14 protein-coding genes are annotated in these 18,110 nt (G+C 67.7%); 6 read left to right on the top strand and 8 right to left on the bottom strand.

What is annotated here, in order from left to right:
• Positions 1–251: 251 nt before the first annotated feature.
• The 3 genes from ACFWUP_RS30860 to ACFWUP_RS30870 all read left to right on the top strand — a co-directional run bounded on the left by ACFWUP_RS30860 (position 252) and on the right by ACFWUP_RS30870 (position 4,581).
• Positions 252–2,297: an ATP-dependent DNA helicase gene (locus tag ACFWUP_RS30860; RefSeq protein WP_379239512.1), complete on the top strand. Its 2,046-nt coding sequence runs from the start codon at positions 252–254 to the stop codon at positions 2,295–2,297.
• 140 nt (positions 2,298–2,437) lie between these two features.
• Positions 2,438–3,142 carry a hypothetical protein gene (locus ACFWUP_RS30865; RefSeq protein WP_379239513.1) on the top strand — a complete coding sequence of 235 codons (705 nt, stop codon included), beginning with the start codon at positions 2,438–2,440 and terminating at the stop codon, positions 3,140–3,142.
• A gap of 143 nt (positions 3,143–3,285) precedes the next feature.
• Positions 3,286–4,581: a glycosyltransferase 87 family protein gene (locus ACFWUP_RS30870; RefSeq protein ID WP_379239514.1), complete on the top strand. Its 1,296-nt coding sequence runs from the start codon at positions 3,286–3,288 to the stop codon at positions 4,579–4,581.
• Here the strand turns inward: ACFWUP_RS30870 and ACFWUP_RS30875 are convergent, their stop codons facing one another.
• The 6 genes from ACFWUP_RS30875 to ACFWUP_RS30900 form a co-directional block, all read right to left on the bottom strand.
• Positions 4,582–5,391, bottom strand: coding sequence for a hypothetical protein (locus ACFWUP_RS30875; protein ID WP_379239515.1), 810 nt, complete (start codon positions 5,389–5,391; stop codon positions 4,582–4,584).
• Between the two features lie 213 nt (positions 5,392–5,604).
• Positions 5,605–6,156, bottom strand: a complete 552-nt coding sequence (locus ACFWUP_RS30880) for a DoxX family protein (protein ID WP_379239516.1) — start codon at positions 6,154–6,156, stop codon at positions 5,605–5,607.
• A gap of 185 nt (positions 6,157–6,341) precedes the next feature.
• Positions 6,342–6,755 (bottom strand): hypothetical protein, encoded by a 414-nt coding sequence (locus ACFWUP_RS30885; RefSeq protein WP_379239517.1) that lies wholly within the window; start codon positions 6,753–6,755, stop codon positions 6,342–6,344.
• A gap of 63 nt (positions 6,756–6,818) precedes the next feature.
• Positions 6,819–8,180 (bottom strand): NCS2 family permease, encoded by a 1,362-nt coding sequence (locus ACFWUP_RS30890; protein WP_379239518.1) that lies wholly within the window; start codon positions 8,178–8,180, stop codon positions 6,819–6,821.
• Between the two features lie 98 nt (positions 8,181–8,278).
• Positions 8,279–10,849 carry an alpha-glucan family phosphorylase gene (gene glgP, locus ACFWUP_RS30895; protein ID WP_379239519.1) on the bottom strand — a complete coding sequence of 857 codons (2,571 nt, stop codon included), beginning with the start codon at positions 10,847–10,849 and terminating at the stop codon, positions 8,279–8,281.
• A 142-nt stretch (positions 10,850–10,991) separates the two neighbouring features.
• Positions 10,992–11,438, bottom strand: a complete 447-nt coding sequence (locus ACFWUP_RS30900) for a VOC family protein (protein WP_379239520.1) — start codon at positions 11,436–11,438, stop codon at positions 10,992–10,994.
• Between the two features lie 80 nt (positions 11,439–11,518).
• Between ACFWUP_RS30900 and ACFWUP_RS30905 the strand changes: the two genes are divergently transcribed.
• The 3 genes from ACFWUP_RS30905 (at position 11,519) to glgB (ending at position 16,398) form a co-directional block, all read left to right on the top strand.
• A complete protein-coding gene (locus ACFWUP_RS30905; protein WP_379239521.1) occupies positions 11,519–12,112 on the top strand; it encodes a TetR/AcrR family transcriptional regulator in 594 nt (197 codons plus the stop codon).
• A 129-nt stretch (positions 12,113–12,241) separates the two neighbouring features.
• Positions 12,242–14,242: a maltotransferase domain-containing protein gene (locus ACFWUP_RS30910; protein ID WP_379239522.1), complete on the top strand. Its 2,001-nt coding sequence runs from the start codon at positions 12,242–12,244 to the stop codon at positions 14,240–14,242.
• Entirely contained in the window at positions 14,242–16,398 is a 2,157-nt protein-coding gene (gene glgB, locus ACFWUP_RS30915; RefSeq protein WP_379239523.1) for a 1,4-alpha-glucan branching protein GlgB, read from the top strand. The genes ACFWUP_RS30910 and glgB overlap by 1 nt, the downstream gene beginning before the upstream one ends.
• A 218-nt stretch (positions 16,399–16,616) precedes the next feature.
• Here glgB and ACFWUP_RS30920 read toward each other — a convergent pair whose 3' ends face one another.
• Together ACFWUP_RS30920 and ACFWUP_RS30925 are read right to left on the bottom strand one after the other, a co-directional pair.
• Complete coding sequence (locus tag ACFWUP_RS30920; RefSeq protein ID WP_379239525.1) at positions 16,617–17,486, bottom strand: tetratricopeptide repeat protein; 870 nt, start codon at positions 17,484–17,486, stop codon at positions 16,617–16,619.
• 61 nt (positions 17,487–17,547) lie between these two features.
• The gene (locus ACFWUP_RS30925) at positions 17,548–17,916 is read right to left on the bottom strand and encodes a DUF3817 domain-containing protein (protein WP_379239524.1); all 369 of its coding nucleotides are present in this window, start codon (positions 17,914–17,916) and stop codon (positions 17,548–17,550) included.
• Positions 17,917–18,110 lie beyond the last annotated feature (194 nt).

The following is an 18,110-nucleotide window of genomic DNA, read 5'->3' on the forward strand; positions in this document are numbered from 1 at the left end:
GCGCATGCGCGAAGCGCGAGCAACGGCGGCTAACTCGCGGCCCCAAGGGGGCCGCGCTCGAGCGCGCCAGCGCTCCAACAAACACAGCCTCAAACCTCCTGGGACCACTCAAACCCCGAAGTCCTGCCACCCCCCCCCAACCCGAAGTCCTGCCACCCACCCCCAACCTCCAGGACCACCCAAACCCCGCTCCACACCCCCGACAAACCATCCCACCCAAACCTGTCCGACCCGACGGATAAGCTGCCAGCGTGCCCGAACTTCCTCCCGTCGCCGACCTGCTCGTCACCGCCGTGCATGCCCTCGGCGGCAAGGAACGCACGGGTCAGACCACCATGGCCACCGCGGTCGATCATGCGATCGATACCAAGGAACACCTAGCGGTCCAGGCGGGCACCGGCACCGGTAAATCGCTGGCCTATCTCGTCCCGAGCCTGCGCCACGCGGTCCGCACCGGGCGCACCGTGGTGGTTTCCACCGCAACGATCGCCCTGCAACGCCAGCTCGTCGACCGCGATCTGCCGCGCCTGGCCGAAGCGCTGACCAAACCACTCGGCCGAGCACCCCAGTTCGCGATCCTCAAGGGCCGCAACAACTATCTGTGCCTGAACAAGATCAACAGCGTCATCCCGGAAGACACCGGCGGCGAGGCCGAACTGTTCGACGCCTTCGCCATCTCCCGCCTCGGCCGCGAAGTCCAGCGCCTCAACGAATGGGCCTCCGACACCGAGACCGGCGACCGCGACGAACTCGCCCCCGGCGTCACCGACCGCGCCTGGCGTCAGGTGAGCGTCGGTTCGCGTGAATGCCTGGGCAAGTCCCGCTGCCAGTTCGGCCAGGACTGCTTCGCCGAGAAGGCCCGCGCGGAATCGGCGCAGGCCGATGTGGTGGTGACCAACCACGCCCTGCTGGCCATCGACGCCATCAGCGGCATCCAGATCCTGCCCGAACACGACGTGGTGGTGATCGACGAGGCGCACGAACTGGTCGACCGGGTCACCGGCGTCGCCACCGCCGAACTGGCCGCGACCGCGATCAGCGCCGCCGCCCGCCGCTGCACCAAACTGATCGACGAACGCGAAGTCGACCGGCTCGAAGGCGCCGCCGAGGCCTTCCACCAGGCCCTCGAAGACCTGCCGCCCGGCCGCTGGGACCAGATGCCCGACGGCATCGCCCCTGTACTCGCCCTTGTTCGCGACGCCGCCTGGAACGCACGCACCGCGATCGCGCCGACGGGCAGCGTCAAAACCCAGGACGACCCCGACAACGCCGCCGCCCGCACCATGGCCGTGGCCGCCATCGACGACGTGCACGACGCCGCGGTCCGCGCGCTCACCGCGTTCGAGGAGGCCGACCCGGCCGCCCGCCGCGATGTCATCTGGCTCTCGGCCGACGAGATGCGCGGCGTCGCCCGCCGCACCCTGCGCATGGCACCGCTCTCGGTCGGCGGTCTGCTGCGCAGCAGACTCTTCGGCACCGCGACCGTCGTACTCACCTCGGCCACCTTGCAGATCGGCGGCTCGTTCGACGGCCTCGCGATCACCTGGGGTCTGCCGTCCCAGTCGGGCGGCAAGGTCGATCCGGCCATGGCCAACGGCGCCACCGCACCCGCCGACCTCGAATCGGTGCGCTGGAACGCCCTCGACGTCGGTTCCCCGTTCGACCACGCCAAGTCCGGCATCCTCTACGTCGCCAAACACCTGCCCGCCCCCGGCCGCGACGGCCTGTCGCCGGCCTATCTCGACGAGATCGAACAGCTCATCACCGCCGCCGGTGGCCGCACGCTCGGCCTGTTCTCCTCGATGCGCGCCGCCAAAGCGGCCACCGAGGCACTGCGCGAACGGCTCGACACCCCGGTGCTGTGCCAGGGTGACGATTCGATGGGCGCGCTGGTGCGCAAATTCGCCGACGACCCGGCCACCTCCCTGTTCGGCACCCTCACCCTCTGGCAGGGTGTCGACGTGCCCGGCCCGTCGCTGAGTCTCGTTATCCTGGACCGCATTCCGTTCCCTCGCCCCGACGATCCGCTGCTCACCGCCCGTCAGCGCGCGGTCGAGTCGCGCGGTGGCAACGGTTTCATGACCGTGGCCGCCAATCACGCCGCACTGTTGCTGGCCCAGGGCACCGGCCGGTTGCTGCGCAGTGTCGACGATCGCGGCGTGGTTGCCATCCTCGATTCGCGCCTTGCCACCGCCCGCTATGGCAGCTACCTGCGCGCTTCGCTGCCGCCGTACTGGGAAACCAGCGATCCAGAAGTGGTCGCGAAGGCTCTCCGCAGACTCACCGAGACCGCCTGAAGCATCGACCAGCGCACCGATTTCGCGTGGTATACCACTTCGCAAGGCCGCCCGATGCGTCCAAGGCGAGTCTTGCAATCGGAATGACCACACTCATGATTCAGCAAGCGTGCGAACACAACTCGTGAGAGCGTGTGGTGATGATGCACCACGCCGATGGCGAGGTACTCGGCGAATTTCTGGTCAGCGCACGATCTTTGGCCGAGTACCGCGCGATGTTCCATCTGTCCGACGATGACCTCTCCGGGCGCCGCATTCTCGATTGCCCCGGTGGCGCAGCGAGTTTCGCGGCCGAGGCCAGCGCGGTGGGCGCCGAAGTCACCGCGATCGACCCCATCTACGCCATCTCGCCGATCGAATTGGCCGCCCGCGCCACCCCCGAAACCGAACGCGCCGTGGCCTGGGCGCACGCCCACGCCGACCGCTACCGCTGGGACTGGTACGGCTCTACCGCCGAGCACGCCGCGATCCGCCGTGGCGCCGCCGCCCGCTTCGCCGACGACGTGCGCACCGCACCCCACCGCTACCTGGCAGGCTCGCTCCCCTCGCTCCCCTGCTCCGACGACGCGTTCGATCTGGCGCTGAGCTCGCACCTGCTGTTCAGCTACGCCGATCGGCTCGACGCGGACTTCCACCTGGCCGCCCTGCTCGAACTGTCCCGCGTGGCCAGCGTCGAAACCCGCGTCTACCCCCTGCTCGATTACACCGGCGCACCCCTCGACGATCTCGTCGACCACCTGCGCACGGAACTGCACGACAAGGGCATCGAAACCTCGCTGCGCAAGACCCACTACGAGTTCCACCACGGCGCCGACACCATGCTCACCCTGCGCCCCGCGGCATGACGGCGGCCGGACCCGCGATCATGTCGATTTCCTACCAATGTCGAACCTCTGACGAACGGCCTCCACCCGTCGCGGTAGGTTCTTAGTCGTGCATACGATGCGGGTCGGCCGGTAGTACGGCCGTGGCGGAGAGATCGCGAGGCGTGGCACTGCCGCGCACGACCCTGACGCTCCTTCTGCTACTCGGCACCGCCGCCCTAGGCGTGACGCTGCTGTTCACCACCATGGATCCGTGGATGGACAGCGGCGGCATTCTCGTGGGCGGCCTCGACGTGCACATCTACCGCGACGGTGGCTGGCGGGTGATGCACGACCGGGCGCTCTACCTCGAACCGACCCACTACGGCCTGCTCTACACCTACACACCGTTCTCGGCGCTGGTGTTCCTGCCGTTGCTGCTGGTGCCGTGGGCGCACGTCACCACCACGTGGATGGTGCTCAACCTGCTGGTGCTGTTCGGCGTTGTGCTGCAGAGCTTTCGGATGCTCGGCTACCGCGTCACCGCGAAACTCGTCGCCATCAGCGTGCTGCTCACCCTGGCCTGCACGTTCGCCGAACCGGTGCGCACCACGCTCTACTACGGGCAGATCAATCTGGTGCTGATGCTGGTGGTGCTGTGGGACTTCTCGCGCGCCGAGAACAGCAGACTGCGCGGTATCGGTGTCGGTATCGCCGCGGGCATCAAGCTGACCCCGCTGTACTTCATCGCGCAGTATCTCGCCCAACGGCAGTGGCGGGCGGCCGCGACCGCCGCGCTCACGTTCATGGCGACGATCGGCCTGACCGCGCTCGTACTGCCCAGCGATTCCTACCAGTACTGGACCTCGACGTTCTTCCAGTCCGGCCGCATCGCCCCCGACGTGCACCCCTCGAACCAGTCTCTGCGCGGCGCGATCGCCCACCTGATGCACGGCCCAGCGCCGGTGTGGTTGTGGTTGCTGATCGCCGTGCCGATCGCGTTGGTCGCGCTGTGGCTGGCGGCGGTGCTGGTCCGCCGCGGCGAACCCCTGCTCTCGGTGACCCTCGGCGGCCTCACCGCCTGCGCCGTTTCCCCGTATTCCTGGGGCCACCACTGGGTCTGGTTCGTCCCGCTGCTCGTCTACCTGATCCACCGCGCCCAGACCCGTGCCCCCTGGTGGCTCGCCGCAGCCGCCCTCTACCTGGCCATCGCCGCCTGGACCTACACCTACACCCCCACCTGGGTCAGCGTCGGCACCTTCCTGCTCCCCCCGTGGTGGCCTGCCCACCAGGTCCTGATGAACATCTACGTGATCATCTACCTGATCACCCTGGCAGCCATCGCCGTCCACATCCGCTCACGAAAACTCCCACCGCCGCCCATCGAGCCGAATATCGGCCTCCCCCAGCAACTCCCACCCGAAACCCGGACCGCCGCCGCCCCACACCCCGACGACGACCGTCCGGCGATGATGAACTGACTACCCGCAGGACCAATCGAAAACGCCCGACTCCAGGTCGAGTTGGGCGTTGCCGCCGCCGAAGTTCATGCCGGAGACCTCTTCGATCTCCAGGTAGTACGGGGTCAAGCCTTCGGGCAGGGCCTGCACGGGGAAGGCGGTGCCGCCGAGGTGGGAGCGGCCGAAAAGCGGTTCGGCCCATGGAGTCCAGCCCGCGTCGTCGGTGAGCGGATCCTGGTACTTGGTGTCGGGCTCGTATTCGACCGGCGGGATGCCGACATTGGGGTCGGCGGTGCGCTCGGCGAGCCAGACGCCGATCGTGGGGTGCACGTCGTCCCAGGCATTACAGCCCTCGTCGCTCGCCGACGGCGAACCGGGCGCACGGACATCCGCGGGCGGGGCGACGGGCCCACCGGCGAATTCCTTTTCGGTGAGCCAGATCAGGGCGAAAGCGCCGCCGATCTCGTCGTGCATGATCTGCAGCTTCGGGTGCAGCTTGGTCGCGACCAGATCGCGGGCCAGCGGGTCGTCGGATGCCGCGTCGGCCTCTACCGCGTCGGTACCGGCGAACTGCCCCTCGCCCTGGAAGAGCGCGATGGCGGGGAACCCGGGGCCTTTGCGCTGGAAATCAGCGGGCAGGCGCAGGGTGAGCGCGTGCATCATCGGCAGGCCGGTCACGGGTCCGCGCGGCCAGGTGGCCGGGTCGATGGCAGGGCCCTCACTGCCGATCCACCCCGAACGCACCGGCGCCGCCAGAGCCAACGGTTCACCGTCGGGCGTCTCGGCCAGTTTGTCCGCCGAGTCCCCGAACCCCAGGTCGTAAGCCTTCATCCCAGCTCTCCTCTTCCATCCGCGGACATTGCGCGACGCCGCCGACAACAGGCGCCGCCACGAGGTTAATCCCTGCTACCGACACCTGCGCACACTCGGTGGAACCACGGACATACGGCGAATGACGAATGAGCTCGACAGGCACGAAAGAGGCAGCACGGCAACCGAATACCGGCCACCGCGCCGCCCTCGCGACAACTCCGCTGGATCAGATCAGAGCACTGACTTGAAAATCAACGTCACCACCGCAGCCACCACGGCAACCGCCACGGCGCCGCCGCCCCACACCACACCCGAACGCTCCCACGGCCGCCCGGCGTCGAGCGAGAAACGCCCGGGCCCGGTGAACGCCAAAGCCGCCGCGACCAGCGCGTACAGCAGCGGTGTCGAATACCCTTGCGCCGACGGATCCACAGGGAAGAGCCCACCACTCCACAGCACATTGATGGCGTTGATCATCGTCCCGAGCACGATCGCGCCGGCCAACGGCGTGAACAGCCCGAACACCAGCAGCAACCCGCCGACCAGTTCGCTCAACCCGGCCAGGGTGCCGAAGATTTCGCCGGGGTTGTAACCCATTGCGGTGAAACCGTCGATCGTGGACTGCAAGCCCTTGCCGTTGAACCAGCCGAACAGCTTCTGAGCGCCGTAGGCCGCCATCAGACCACCGAAGCCGATGCGCAGCACCAGCAGGCCGATGCCGGTGGCGGTGGCCTGGTCGGTGGCGGAGGCGGTAGGAGTGACGCGGGTAGCGGTATCGGTCATCGTGCACAATCCTCATCTGCGATTCGAAATCTCCCACAAACGGACCATGGTCCGATTGTCTTCCTCGAACACAACCCTGAGTCCGTTGCCACTATTTCACGCCGTTCCCAGCAGTTCCGTGATCCCGATCACAGAAAACCGAGCAGGGCCGCCCCACCGGGACGGCCCTGCTCGAAAAACCTAAGTCACCACGCCATGGTGGCGTACGAGACCAGCGTCTGCTCGGACTCCTGCGACAGCTTCCAGGTGCCGTCGACGTCGACCCAGGTCACCGGGATCGGGAAGACGTAGTCGCCCAGGCGGCTGTTCAACGTGGCCGACAGCGTGTTGCCCTCCACGGTGACCGGGCCGGAGATGTCCCAGCTGTAGCCCGGGATGCGGTTGACGGTCTGGTTCACGACCGCCATGCCGCTGGCGTCGCCCGACTCGAGCTCGGCCGCCGAACCGTTCATGGCCGACTGCAGCTTGCCGTAGAGCTCACCGGCCGACGGCGTGGCCGGGGCGGCGATCGCGGCGGGCGCGGTGGCGACGACAGCGGCGGTGATCGGCGCAAAGATGGTGGCAACCGCCATCGACGCGGCAACGAACGAGCGCTTCATGGGTAGATCTCCTCTTATTAGGTAAGCCTAGGCTGAGTATAGACATACCTATGTCGAGAATGTCTATTCGACCAGGAAGAAGAAGTACGCGAGGAACAGCACCATCAGCGCCCACATGGCCGGATGCACTTCCTTGACGCGACCCCTGGCGACCATGACGATCGGGTAGAAGATCATGCCCATGGCCAGGCCGTTGGCGATCGAATACGTCAGCGGCATCATGATGACGGTGATGAACGCCGGGATCGAGTACTCGAACTTCTGCCAGTCGATATCGCCCAGCGAACGCGCCATCAGGATGCCGACCACGATCAGCGCGGCCGAGGTGATCTCCGCCGACCCGGCGACCACCGCGAAGATCGGATAGCAGAACATCGCGATCAGGAACCAGCCCGCCGTGGTCACCGCCGTCAATCCCGTTCGACCACCCGCCGACACACCCGCCGTCGACTCGACATAGGCCGTGGTGGTGGAGGTACCGATGATCGCGCCCGCGGTGGTGCCCACCGAGTCGGCGGCCATCGCGCTCGCCGCGCGAGGCAACGTGCCGTCCTTGTTCAGCAGACCGGCCTGGTTGGCGACGCCGATAAGGGTGCCCGAGGCGTCGAAGAAGTCGACGAACAGCATGGTCAGCACCACGACGATCATCTGCCCGGTGAACGCGTCCGGCAGGTGGATGATCGCCTGGCCGAAGGTCTGGTCGAGGCCCTTCGGCATCGCGGCGATGCCGTCGGGCAACCCGACCAGACCGGTCACCATGCCCACGATGGTGGTGGCGACGATGCCGTAGAGCACCGCGCCGTGCCAGCCGATCACCAGGAAGATCACGGTCAGGATCAGGCCGAACATGGCCAGCAGCGTGGTGCCCTTGTGGAAATCACCCAGGGTGACCAGCGTCGCGTCACTGTTGACGACGATGCCCGCATTCTTCAACCCCAGGAACGCCACGAACAAACCGATACCCGCGCCGACCGCGAATTTCATCTGCAACGGGATCGCGTTGAGGATCCGCTCGCGGACCTTCGTGATCGCCAGAATGAAGAAGATGATGCCCGAGAGCAGCGTCCCCGACAGGGCAACCTGCCACGGGATACCCATGCTGAGCACCACCGTGTACGCGAAGAACGCGTTGAGGCCCATGCCCGGCGCGAGCGCGATCGGATAGTTGGCCCACAGGCCCATGACGAGCGTGCCGAAGACCGCGGCGACGGCGGTGGCGGTGAAGACCGCCTGCATCGGGATGCCCTTGTCGCCGAGGGCGCCCTCGTCGCCGAGGATCGACGGGTTCACCGCCAGCACATACGACATCGCCAGGAACGTGACCGTGCCCGCCATCGCCTCGCGCTTGAAGGTGGACCCGCTCGACGAGATACCGAAGTATCCGTCGATGCGCCCTCGGGCGCGGGTTACGACATCGCTGGCCATGACTCTCCAGTCCGGGATTCAAGAAGAAAGATTGCCCCGGAACGGTAGCGGAAAGTTCACTCGACCCAATAACCCGGCACACGTGTCACGTGTAGGAGTTACGCGCCCGCGACGGCCACCAACCCCAGTTCGGCGTCCGAAGCGAGCAGCGCGTTGTGCGGCAGCACCCGAACGGTGTAGCCGACCGCACCCGACAGCGGCACCGGCGCCTGGATCGAATACAGCTCGATGCCGTCGTCGGAGCCGGTGTGACCCATCTCGATGGTGGTGGTGTCGGACAGGTCGTCGGTCGGCGAGACCCGGCCGAGCACCGCCTGCACCACCACGTCCGACGGCGCGAGCCCGCCGAGGTCGATGCGCGCGTGCAGGGCCAGTTCCGCGCCGATCACCGGGGTGTCGGGCAGACCGGAGCTGTCCACCTGGACGATTCGCACCGATGGCCACGCGGCGTCGACGCGCCTGCGGTACTCGGCGACCTCCGCCGCACCCGCGAACTTGTCGGCGGCGGCACGACCGAACGCGGCGGCGGCAGGCCCGTAGTACTGCTCGGCGTAGTCGCGCACCATCCGCGACGCCAGGACTTTCGGGCTGGTGGTCTGCAGGGTGTGGCGCACCATCTCGGTCCAGCGGACCGGCACGTCGGCGGCGTCACGGTCGTAGAAGCGCGGGGCGACGGTGCGTTCGACGAGTTCGTAGAGCGCCGAGGCCTCCAGGTCGTCGCGCCGGGTCTCGTCGCGGACGCCGTCGGCGGTGGGGATGGCCCAGCCGTTCTCGCCGTCGAACATCTCGTCCCACCAGCCGTCGCGGATGGACAGGTTGAGTCCGCCGTTGAGCGCGGACTTCATCCCCGAGGTACCGCACGCCTCGAGCGGGCGCAGCGGATTGTTCAGCCACACATCGCAACCCCAGTACAGGTAGCGGGCCATCGACATGTCGTAGTCGGGCAGGAAGACGATGCGATGACGCACCTCGGGATCGTCGGCGAACCGCACGACCTGCTGGATCAGCGCCTTGCCGCCGTCGTCGGCGGGGTGGCTCTTGCCCGCGACCACCAGCTGCACCGGACGTTCGGGATCGAGCAGCAGCGCGCGCAGGCGTTCAGGGTCGCGCAGCATGAGGGTCAGCCGCTTGTAGGTGGGGACGCGGCGGGCGAAACCGATGGTGAGCACGTTCGGATCGAAGACGTCGTCGATCCAGCCCAGCTCGGCGTCGGCGGCACCGCGCTGTCGCCAGGAATCGCGCAGCCTGCGCCGCACTTCGTCGATCAGCACGCCGCGCAACGTGTTTCGTGTCGACCACAGCTGCCCGAGGTCGACATCGCTGAGCTTCTCCCAGCCCCGCGCCTCCTCGACCAGTTCCGGGCCGACGAGTTCGCGTGCCTTGTCGATCCATTCGCGCGCGGCCCAGGTCGGGGCGTGCACGCCGTTGGTGACCGACCCGATCGGCACCTCGGCGGCGTCGAATCCCGGCCACAGCGCCGCGAACATCTCCCGGCTCACTTCACCGTGCAGTTTCGATACACCGTTGGCGCGCTGGGCCATTCGCAGACCCATGTGCGCCATATTGAACACAGAGGGGTCGCCCTCCCGGCCGAACGCCAGGATCCGGTCGACGGAAAGCCCTGGCAGCAAAGCAGATTCGGACTCACCGTGCGAACCGCCGAAGTACCTGCGCACCAACGGCATCGGAAAACGGTCGATACCGGCGGGAACCGGGGTGTGGGTGGTGAAGACGGTACCGGCCCGCACCGCGGCGAGCGCGGTCTCGAAATCCAGTCCGCCCGCGATGAATTCACGCATGCGCTCGACCCCGAGGAAACCCGCGTGACCTTCGTTCATGTGGAAGACATCGGGATCGGGCAGGCCGTTGGCGCGGGTGTAGGCACGCACCGCGCGAACGCCGCCGATACCGGCCAGGATCTCCTGCTTGATGCGGTGATCCTGGTCGCCGCCGTAGAGCCGGTCGGTGACGGCGCGTAGCTCGGGATCGTTCTCGGAGATGTCGGAATCGAGCAGCAGCAACGGGATTCGGCCCACCTGCGCGATCCACACCCGGGCCCGCAGCACCCGTCCCTCCGGCATGCCGACGTGGATGAGCACCGGTGAACCGTCGCTGGTGAGCAGCCGCAGCGGCAGACCCTGCGGGTCGAGTGCCGGGTAGTGCTCCATCTGCCAGCCGTCGGCCGACAGCGACTGCCGGAAGTACCCCGAGCGATACAGCAGCCCCACACCGATCAGCGGCAGGCCGAGATCCGAGGCGGCCTTGAGATGATCACCGGCGAGGATGCCGAGACCGCCGGAGTAGTTCGGCAGCACCTCGGTGACACCGAACTCCATCGAGAAGTAGGCGATCCCCGCGACGTCGGTGCCGGTCTGTTCCTGGAACCAGCGCGGCCGGGTCAGATAATCCTGCAAACCGGCGACGGCCGCGTCGACGCGCGCGAGGTACTCGGGATCGGCGGCGAACTCGTCGAGCCGCTCGGCGGGCACCTCACCCAGCATCCGCACCGGATCCTGGCCGACCTCGCGCCACAGCTCCGGGTCGAGATCGGCGAACAGATCCTGCGTCGGGCCGTGCCAGGACCACCGCAGATTGGTCGACAACTCACCCAGCGCGGCGAGCCGCTCCGGCAGGTGAGCACGGACAGTGAACCGACGAAGTGCCTTCACCCGCCAGAGAGTACCCCGGTCGGCCCAGGGCGGCCCGGCCATCATGAGCCGAAACCCGCTGATCACGCATGAACATGGGTAACTCCCCAAGAACCTCCCAGCCGACCCATACCCGACGCGGGCCCGACTGCCAACGGTCGAGCTACCCGGAGACCCGCTGAATACTCGGGGAGGCGGAATAGGCGGCGAACTCGGGGCTGGGTGGGACTTCCGTGATCACGTCGATCAGGACGGCGGCGGGGTCGGCGAGGATGAAGTGGCGCTGGCCGAAGTCCTCGGTGCGCAGGTCGAGTTCGGGGTGCAGGCCGCCGGATTTCACCAGTCGATCCCACTCGGCGTCGACATCGGCGACCTCGAAGTTGAGCACGAGGCCCTGGACCGGTTTGCCGAAGCCGGTCGGGATCGTGGGGTGCGTGGGGTCGAGCAGCGCCAGTTCATAGGCTGGCTCGCCGTCGGCGCCCGGCCGTCGCAGGCTGACGTACCAATCCGCCTCGAAGACGATCTCGAAGCCGAACCAGCTCGTGTAGAAGTCGCGCGATTCCGCGATTCGAGTGGTGGCGAGTACGGGGTAGAAGCTGCTGAGTTTCATGCGTTTCACCTTTCACATACCGATGGTATGTATCGTACGATAGTTCACATACCAGCGGTAGGTCAATGGGGAGGACGGCGATGACAGAGACTGCGCGGACACGGCAGCGCGAGGAAACGCGGCGGGTCCTGCTGCACGAGACACGGGCCCTGTTCGCCGCGAAAGGCTATGCCGCCGTTGGGTTATCGGAGATCGTGGCAGCGGCCGGGGTAACCAAGGGCGCGCTGTACCACCACTTCGACAGCAAGACCGACCTGTTCCGCGCGGTCCTGGCCGAGGTTCAGGAGGAGGTCGGCGCGCAAGTTGCCGCCGCTGCGGACACCGAACCCGACCCGTGGACCCAGCTCACCACCGGCTGCGCCGCCTTCCTGCGCGCCTGCGCCGATCCCCTGATCCAGCGGATCCTGCTGATCGACGGCCCCGCCGTCCTCGGCTGGCACGAATGGCGCGCCATGGACGAAGCCAATTCGGCCCGCCACCTCCACGAAGCCCTGCAATCCCTCGTCGACACCGGCGTCCTGCCCGCGCAACCGGTCGCCCCTCTGACCCAGCTGCTCTCCGGCGCGATGAACGAAGCCGCCCTCTGGCTGGCCACCAACCCCGAAGCCCTTCCCGACACCATCACCGCCCTCGACCGCCTGTTGACGGGACTACGCGGACCCGCAACCAACTGATCACCCGAGAACATGGGTAACTCCGCCAACCACCTCATCCTCCCCACGCATCCGACGCGAGACCGACTACATACCGTCGAGCTACCGGACGGCGCGCAAAATTCGCGGGGAGCCGGGTAGGTTGGCGGAGTGACCGGCCGGATAGCCATCGATGACATCGCCCCGTCCATCCCCGGCGGCCGCCCGGCCAAAGCCGCAGTCGGCGAGGTGTTCCCCGTGCGTGCCGTCGTCTGGCGCGAGGGCCACGACGCGGTAGCTGCAACCTTGGCCGTGCGCGCCCCCGGCTCGTCCCGGATCACCCGCATCCGGATGTCGCCCGACTACCAACCTGACGTCTTCAACGCGATCTTCACTCCCCACGTGGCCGGTGTGTGGACCTACCGGATCGAAGGGTGGAGCGACCCCATCGCCACCTGGCGCAGCGCGGTCGAGGCGAAACTGTCGGTCGGCCAGACCGCCGCGGATCTCGCCAACGACCTCGAGACCGGCGCCCTCCTGTTCGAACGCGCCGCCCAGGCCGTCCCGAAGAAGCAGTTCGAACGCCTGCGCGCCGCCGCCACCGCCCTGCGCAGTGACGAGCAACTCCCGGCTCGGGTCGCCCCCGCGTTCTCCGAGGAGGTCGCCGAGATCCTGCGCGCCACCCCGCTGCGCGAGATGGTCACCCGCGGCACCCAGTTCTCGGTGCTGGTCGAACGCCGTCGCGCGCTGGTCGGTTCCTGGTACGAATTCTTCCCCCGCTCCACCGGCGGCCGCGACGCCGACGGCACGCCCATCCACGGCACCTTCGCCACCGCCGCCCGCGAACTCCCTCGGATCGCGGGCATGGGTTTCGACGTCGTCTACCTGCCCCCGATCCACCCGGTCGGCGCGGTGAATCGCAAGGGCCGCAACAACTCTCTGACCACTGAACCCGGCGACGTCGGCTCCCCGTGGGCGATCGGCTCGGCCGACGGCGGCCACGATGCCGTGAATCCACTGCTGGGCACGGAGCAGGACTTCACCGAATTCGCCACCGAGGCAACAGCTCTCGGCCTCGACGTCGCCATCGACCTGGCCCTGCAGTGCGCCCCCGACCACCCCTGGGTCGCCGCCCATCCGGAGTGGTTCACCACCCTGCCCGACGGCACCATCGCCTACGCCGAGAACCCGCCGAAGAAGTACCAGGACATCTACCCGGTCAACTTCGACAACGACCCCGACGGCATCTACGCCGAGGTCCTGCGCGTGGTCCGGCACTGGATCTCCTTGGGCGTCACCATCTTCCGCGTGGACAACCCGCACACCAAGCCCGCCGACTTCTGGGAGTGGCTGATCACGGAGTTGCGCCGAACCGATCCCGACGTGATCTTCCTGTCCGAGGCCTTCACCCGCCCGGCCCGCCTCTACGGCCTGGCCCGGCGCGGCTTCAGCCAGTCGTACACGTATTTCACCTGGCGCGTACACAAGTGGGAACTCACCGAGTTCGGCTACGAGATCGCCGCCAAGGCCGATGAAGCCAGGCCGAATCTCTTCGTGAACACCCCCGACATCCTGCACGAAAGCCTGCAGCACGGCGGCCCCGGCATGTTCGCCATCCGCGCCGCCCTCGCCGCCACGATGGCGCCCACCTGGGGCGTCTACTCCGGTTTCGAGCTGTTCGAACACGAGGCAGTCCGCGAAGGCAGCGAGGAATACCTCGACTCGGAGAAGTACGAACTGCGTCCCCGCGATTTCACTGGTGCCCTGGAACGCGGCGAATCGCTGGAACCGTGGCTCACCCGCCTCAACGAGATCCGCCGCAATCACCCTGCGCTGCAGCAGTTGCGCTGCATCCACTTCCATCACATCGACAACGACGCGCTGATCGCCTACTCCAAGGTCGATCCGGCCACCGGCGACGCCGTCCTGGTCATTGTGAACCTGAACCCTTATGCCGCTGAGCAGGGCCATATTTCGCTGGATCTGCCCGCGATCGGCCGCGAGTGGCACGACCATCCGGTGGTCTTCGACGAGGTCAGCGGTGAGGAATACCACTGGGGCCAGCAGAATTTCGTGCGCCTGGACCCCACACGGGCAGTCGCGCACATCTTGTCGTTGCCGAACGTCCCGGCCGCCGTCCGCGCACCGCTGGCCTACCGCGAGACCTTCTGATGAAACGTCGCGATCTGCTGCTGCTGGCCGCGGGCACCCACCCCGACCCGCACACCGTCCTGGGCGCGCACACCCACGCCGACGGCACCGCGGTCCGCGTCATGCGCCCGCACGCCGACACCGTCACGGTACTGGTCGGCGACGCCGAGCACCGACTGAAGTCGTTGGGACACGGCATCTTCGACGCGGTCCTGCCATACCCACAGATCGACGACTACCGCCTCCGCACCGAATACCCCGGCGGCCAGACCGTGATCTCCGCCGACGGCTACCGCTTCCTGCCCACCGTCGGCGAATTCGACCTGCACCTCATCGGCGAGGGCCGCCACACCCGCCTCTGGGAAGTACTCGGCGCACACCCACGCCACTACACCACCCTCGACGGCGACGTCGACGGCACTTCCTTCGCGGTCTGGGCCCCGAATGCCCGCGGCGTCACCGTGTTCGGCGATTTCGACCACTGGAGCGGCACCTCCGCCCCGATGCGCGCGCTGGGCGGTTCCGGGGTGTGGGAGGTGTTCGTGCCCGGCGTCGGGCCGGGCACGCGCTACAAGTACCGGATCCACGGCGCCGACGGTCGTGTCGTCGATCACGCTGACCCCCTTGCCTTTTCGACCGAGATCCCGCCCGCCACCGCCTCGGTGGTGTCCCGCTCCGACCACGTGTGGACCGACAGCGACTGGCTCGACCGCCGCGCGAAGACCGACGCGGTCCGCTCCCCCATGAGCGCCTACGAAATCCACCTCGGTTCCTGGCGCCCCGGCCTCGACTACCGCGAATTGGCCCACCAGCTCGCCGAGTACCTCCAGCAGACCGGATTCACCCACGTGGAGCTGCTGCCCGTCGCCCAGCACCCGTTCGGCGGATCGTGGGGCTACCAGGTCACCTCGTACTACGCCCCCACCTCGCGTTTCGGCAGCCCCGACGACTTCCGGTACTTCGTCGACCACCTACACAACGCAGGCATCGGCGTACTGCTCGACTGGGTCCCCGCGCACTTCCCCCGCGACGAATGGGCACTGGCCCGCTTCGACGGCACCCCGCTCTACGAACACCCCGACCCGCGCCGTGGCGAGCAACTCGACTGGGGCACTTACGTTTTCGACTTCGGCCGCAACGAGGTCCGCAACTTCCTGGTCGCCAACGCCGCCTTCTGGATCGAAGAATTCCACATCGACGGCCTGCGCGTCGACGCCGTCGCCTCCATGCTGTACCTCGACTATTCCCGTCCCGAGGGCGGCTGGGAGCCCAACATCTACGGCGGCCGAGAGAACCTGGAAGCGGTCGATTTCCTGCAGGAACTCAACGACACCGTGCACGGCGCCCATCCCGGCGTGGTCACCATCGCCGAGGAATCCACCACCTGGCCCGGCGTCACCCGCGGCACCGACGTCGGCGGCCTCGGCTTCACCATGAAGTGGAACATGGGCTGGATGCACGACACCCTCGGCTACCTGGGCCGCGACCCGATCCACCGCTCCTGGCACCACAACGAGATGACCTTCTCGCTGGTCTACGCGTGGAGCGAAAACTACGTGCTGCCGATCAGCCACGACGAGGTCGTGCACGGCAAAGGCACCCTGTGGACGCGCATGCCCGGCGACGATTTCGCCAAGGCGAGCGGCGTGCGCGCCCTGCTCGCCTACATGTGGGCCCACCCAGGCAAGCAACTGCTGTTCATGGGCCAGGAGTTCGGCCAGTTCCGCGAATGGGACAACGACCGCGGCCTCGACTGGCAGGAACTGGAAAACCCGCTCCACCAAGGTATTTCAACAATGGTCGCCGACCTCAACCGCACCTACACCGCCCACCCCGCCCTGTGGACCCAGGACGCCACCCCCGGCGGGCACTCCTGGATCGAAGCCGACGACAGCACCGCCAACGTCTTCGCCTTCCTGCGCTGGGGCAGCGACGGCAGCGCGGTGGCCTGCGTGTTCAACTTCTCCGGCTCCATCCGCGAGAACTACCGAATCGGCCTGCCCCACACCGGTTCCTGGACCGAGATCCTCAACACCGACGCCTCCGAATACGCCGGTTCGGGCATCGGCAACCTCGGCGCCGTCACCGCCACCGACACCCCCAGCCACGGCCACCCCGCCTCGGCCACCGTCACACTGGCCCCCCACAGCGCCCTCTGGCTGTCCTCGAACCACTGATCCCTTCCCCGACGCGTCGCTCAGCTACGGGCGGGACATCCTTATCGGCGCACGCGTGTCGGCCCTTCTTCGTGCCGCAACCGCCGGACGCGCGTCAGGCCTTATCCGTGGCCGCACGGCAAGCCCCGCGCCGATCGCCTCGGTTCGAACGGTCTCGCGCCTGGAAACATCGAAGCCGCCCCCACGATCTTGCTGCGGGAGCGGCTTCGATGTCGATATCAGTACAGCGCGGCGGCGAGCTTGCGGCGGGCCGCGATCACGAAGGGCTCGGCCGGGTCGAACAGCTCGAAGAGCTCGAGCAGCCGGGTCCGCGCCTTGGTGCGGTCGTCGCCCGCGGTGCGTTTGATGACGGCGATGATCCGATCGAAGGCCGCCTCGGCACGCTGCTCGAACATCTCCACGTCGGCGGCGTCGAGCGCGGCATCCAGATTCGCCGGGTCGGCGTCGGCGGTGGCGACCACGGCCGGATCGAGCTGCTGGGCCCTGGTCAGGAAGCGCAGCTGGCGCAGGGCCGCCTTGGCCTCCTCGTTGCCGGGCTCCTCGGCGATGATCGCCTCGTAGGCCGCCTCGGCGCCGGCGAAGTCACCTTCGGACAGCTTGTCCTCGGCGTCGACGAAGCGCGGGTCCTCGACCTCGGGTTCGACGGGCGCCGCACCCGGGTCGCCCTCGAGCTTGCCCGCGGTCGCGTCCATCACCGCGTCGAGCCACTGGCGCACCTGCGGGTCGGGCTGGGCGCCTTCGAAATCGGCGAGCGGCTGCCCACCGGCCACCGCGATCACCGTCGGAATCCCCTGCACGCGCAGCGCCTGGACGATGTTCATATTCGCTTCGGCCTCGATCACGGCCAGATCCCAGACACCGCGGTCTTCGGCGTTGAACCGTTCCAGCGTCCGAACCAGCTCGACGCTGCCCGCGCTGCGCTGCGAGAACAGCGCGACCACCACGGGCACCTGCGTCGAGCGCCGGATCACTTTGGCTTCGAAATCCGCCTCGGTGACTGTGTGGTTCCCCGCGCCGGGAGCAGCGGCGCCGCCGGTCGCGGCGGGCGGCGGCTGCTTCAGCGCGGACAGATCCACCGCGCCGGACATGGCGGCGGCAGCGACGGGCGAAGGACGACGGGCAGCGGGTCGAGTCACGCTTCCCAGTTTGTCACGAAGCCGTCGGCGAGGCTGCCGCGGCGTCCTTGCTCGCGTCCGCGCTGAGCTCACCCAGCTGACCCGTGCGCACCGCCCAGACCTCGAAGATCACGGTGAACAGCGGCGGAATGCTCGACGCCAGCGCCAGCACCGTCGTCTTCCAGTTCCAATTCAGCTCACGCGAAGCCAGCAGCGCCGAAATCACGAACAGCACGAAGATGCCACCGTGCACCGGCCCGAAGATCTTCACACCGATCTCATTGCCCTCGGCCGGGATGTACTTGAACGCCATACCGACCAGCAACCCGATCCAAGACAGCGCCTCGAGCACCGCGAAGAACCGAAACCGACTAGCCGTACTCCGCAAATCAAAGAAACCCATACCCCCATTGTGCCGGACCAACTACGACACCACGTAGTGGACCCCACCACACCCAAAGCCCCCGCAACGCAGCTCCGCCATGCCCGCACTCCCAACCCCCACGCCCGACCCTTAGGGAGGGCCGCCGCGAAGCGGCGTAGCGGCCCGGCCGCGAGTTAGCCGCCGTTGCGCCGAGGCGCAGCCTCCAGCAACGG

The sequence above is a fragment of the Nocardia sp. NPDC058658 genome (assembly GCF_042716665.1).
Classification (GTDB): domain Bacteria; phylum Actinomycetota; class Actinomycetes; order Mycobacteriales; family Mycobacteriaceae; genus Nocardia.

Excerpts from the sequence above, each read along its gene's own strand:
- ACFWUP_RS30865 (WP_379239513.1), top strand. The coding sequence starts at position 2,438 with ATGATGCACCACGCCGATGGCGAGGTACTCGGCGAATTTCTGGTCAGC.
- ACFWUP_RS30875 (WP_379239515.1), bottom strand. The coding sequence starts at position 5,391 with ATGAAGGCTTACGACCTGGGGTTCGGGGACTCGGCGGACAAACTGGCC.
- ACFWUP_RS30880 (WP_379239516.1), bottom strand. The coding sequence starts at position 6,156 with ATGACCGATACCGCTACCCGCGTCACTCCTACCGCCTCCGCCACCGAC.
- ACFWUP_RS30885 (WP_379239517.1), bottom strand. The coding sequence starts at position 6,755 with ATGAAGCGCTCGTTCGTTGCCGCGTCGATGGCGGTTGCCACCATCTTT.
- ACFWUP_RS30890 (WP_379239518.1), bottom strand. The coding sequence starts at position 8,180 with ATGGCCAGCGATGTCGTAACCCGCGCCCGAGGGCGCATCGACGGATAC.
- ACFWUP_RS30900 (WP_379239520.1), bottom strand. The coding sequence starts at position 11,438 with ATGAAACTCAGCAGCTTCTACCCCGTACTCGCCACCACTCGAATCGCG.
- ACFWUP_RS30905 (WP_379239521.1), top strand. The coding sequence starts at position 11,519 with ATGACAGAGACTGCGCGGACACGGCAGCGCGAGGAAACGCGGCGGGTC.
- glgB (WP_379239523.1), top strand. The coding sequence starts at position 14,242 with ATGAAACGTCGCGATCTGCTGCTGCTGGCCGCGGGCACCCACCCCGAC.
- ACFWUP_RS30920 (WP_379239525.1), bottom strand. The coding sequence starts at position 17,486 with ATGTCCGGCGCGGTGGATCTGTCCGCGCTGAAGCAGCCGCCGCCCGCC.
- ACFWUP_RS30925 (WP_379239524.1), bottom strand. The coding sequence starts at position 17,916 with ATGGGTTTCTTTGATTTGCGGAGTACGGCTAGTCGGTTTCGGTTCTTC.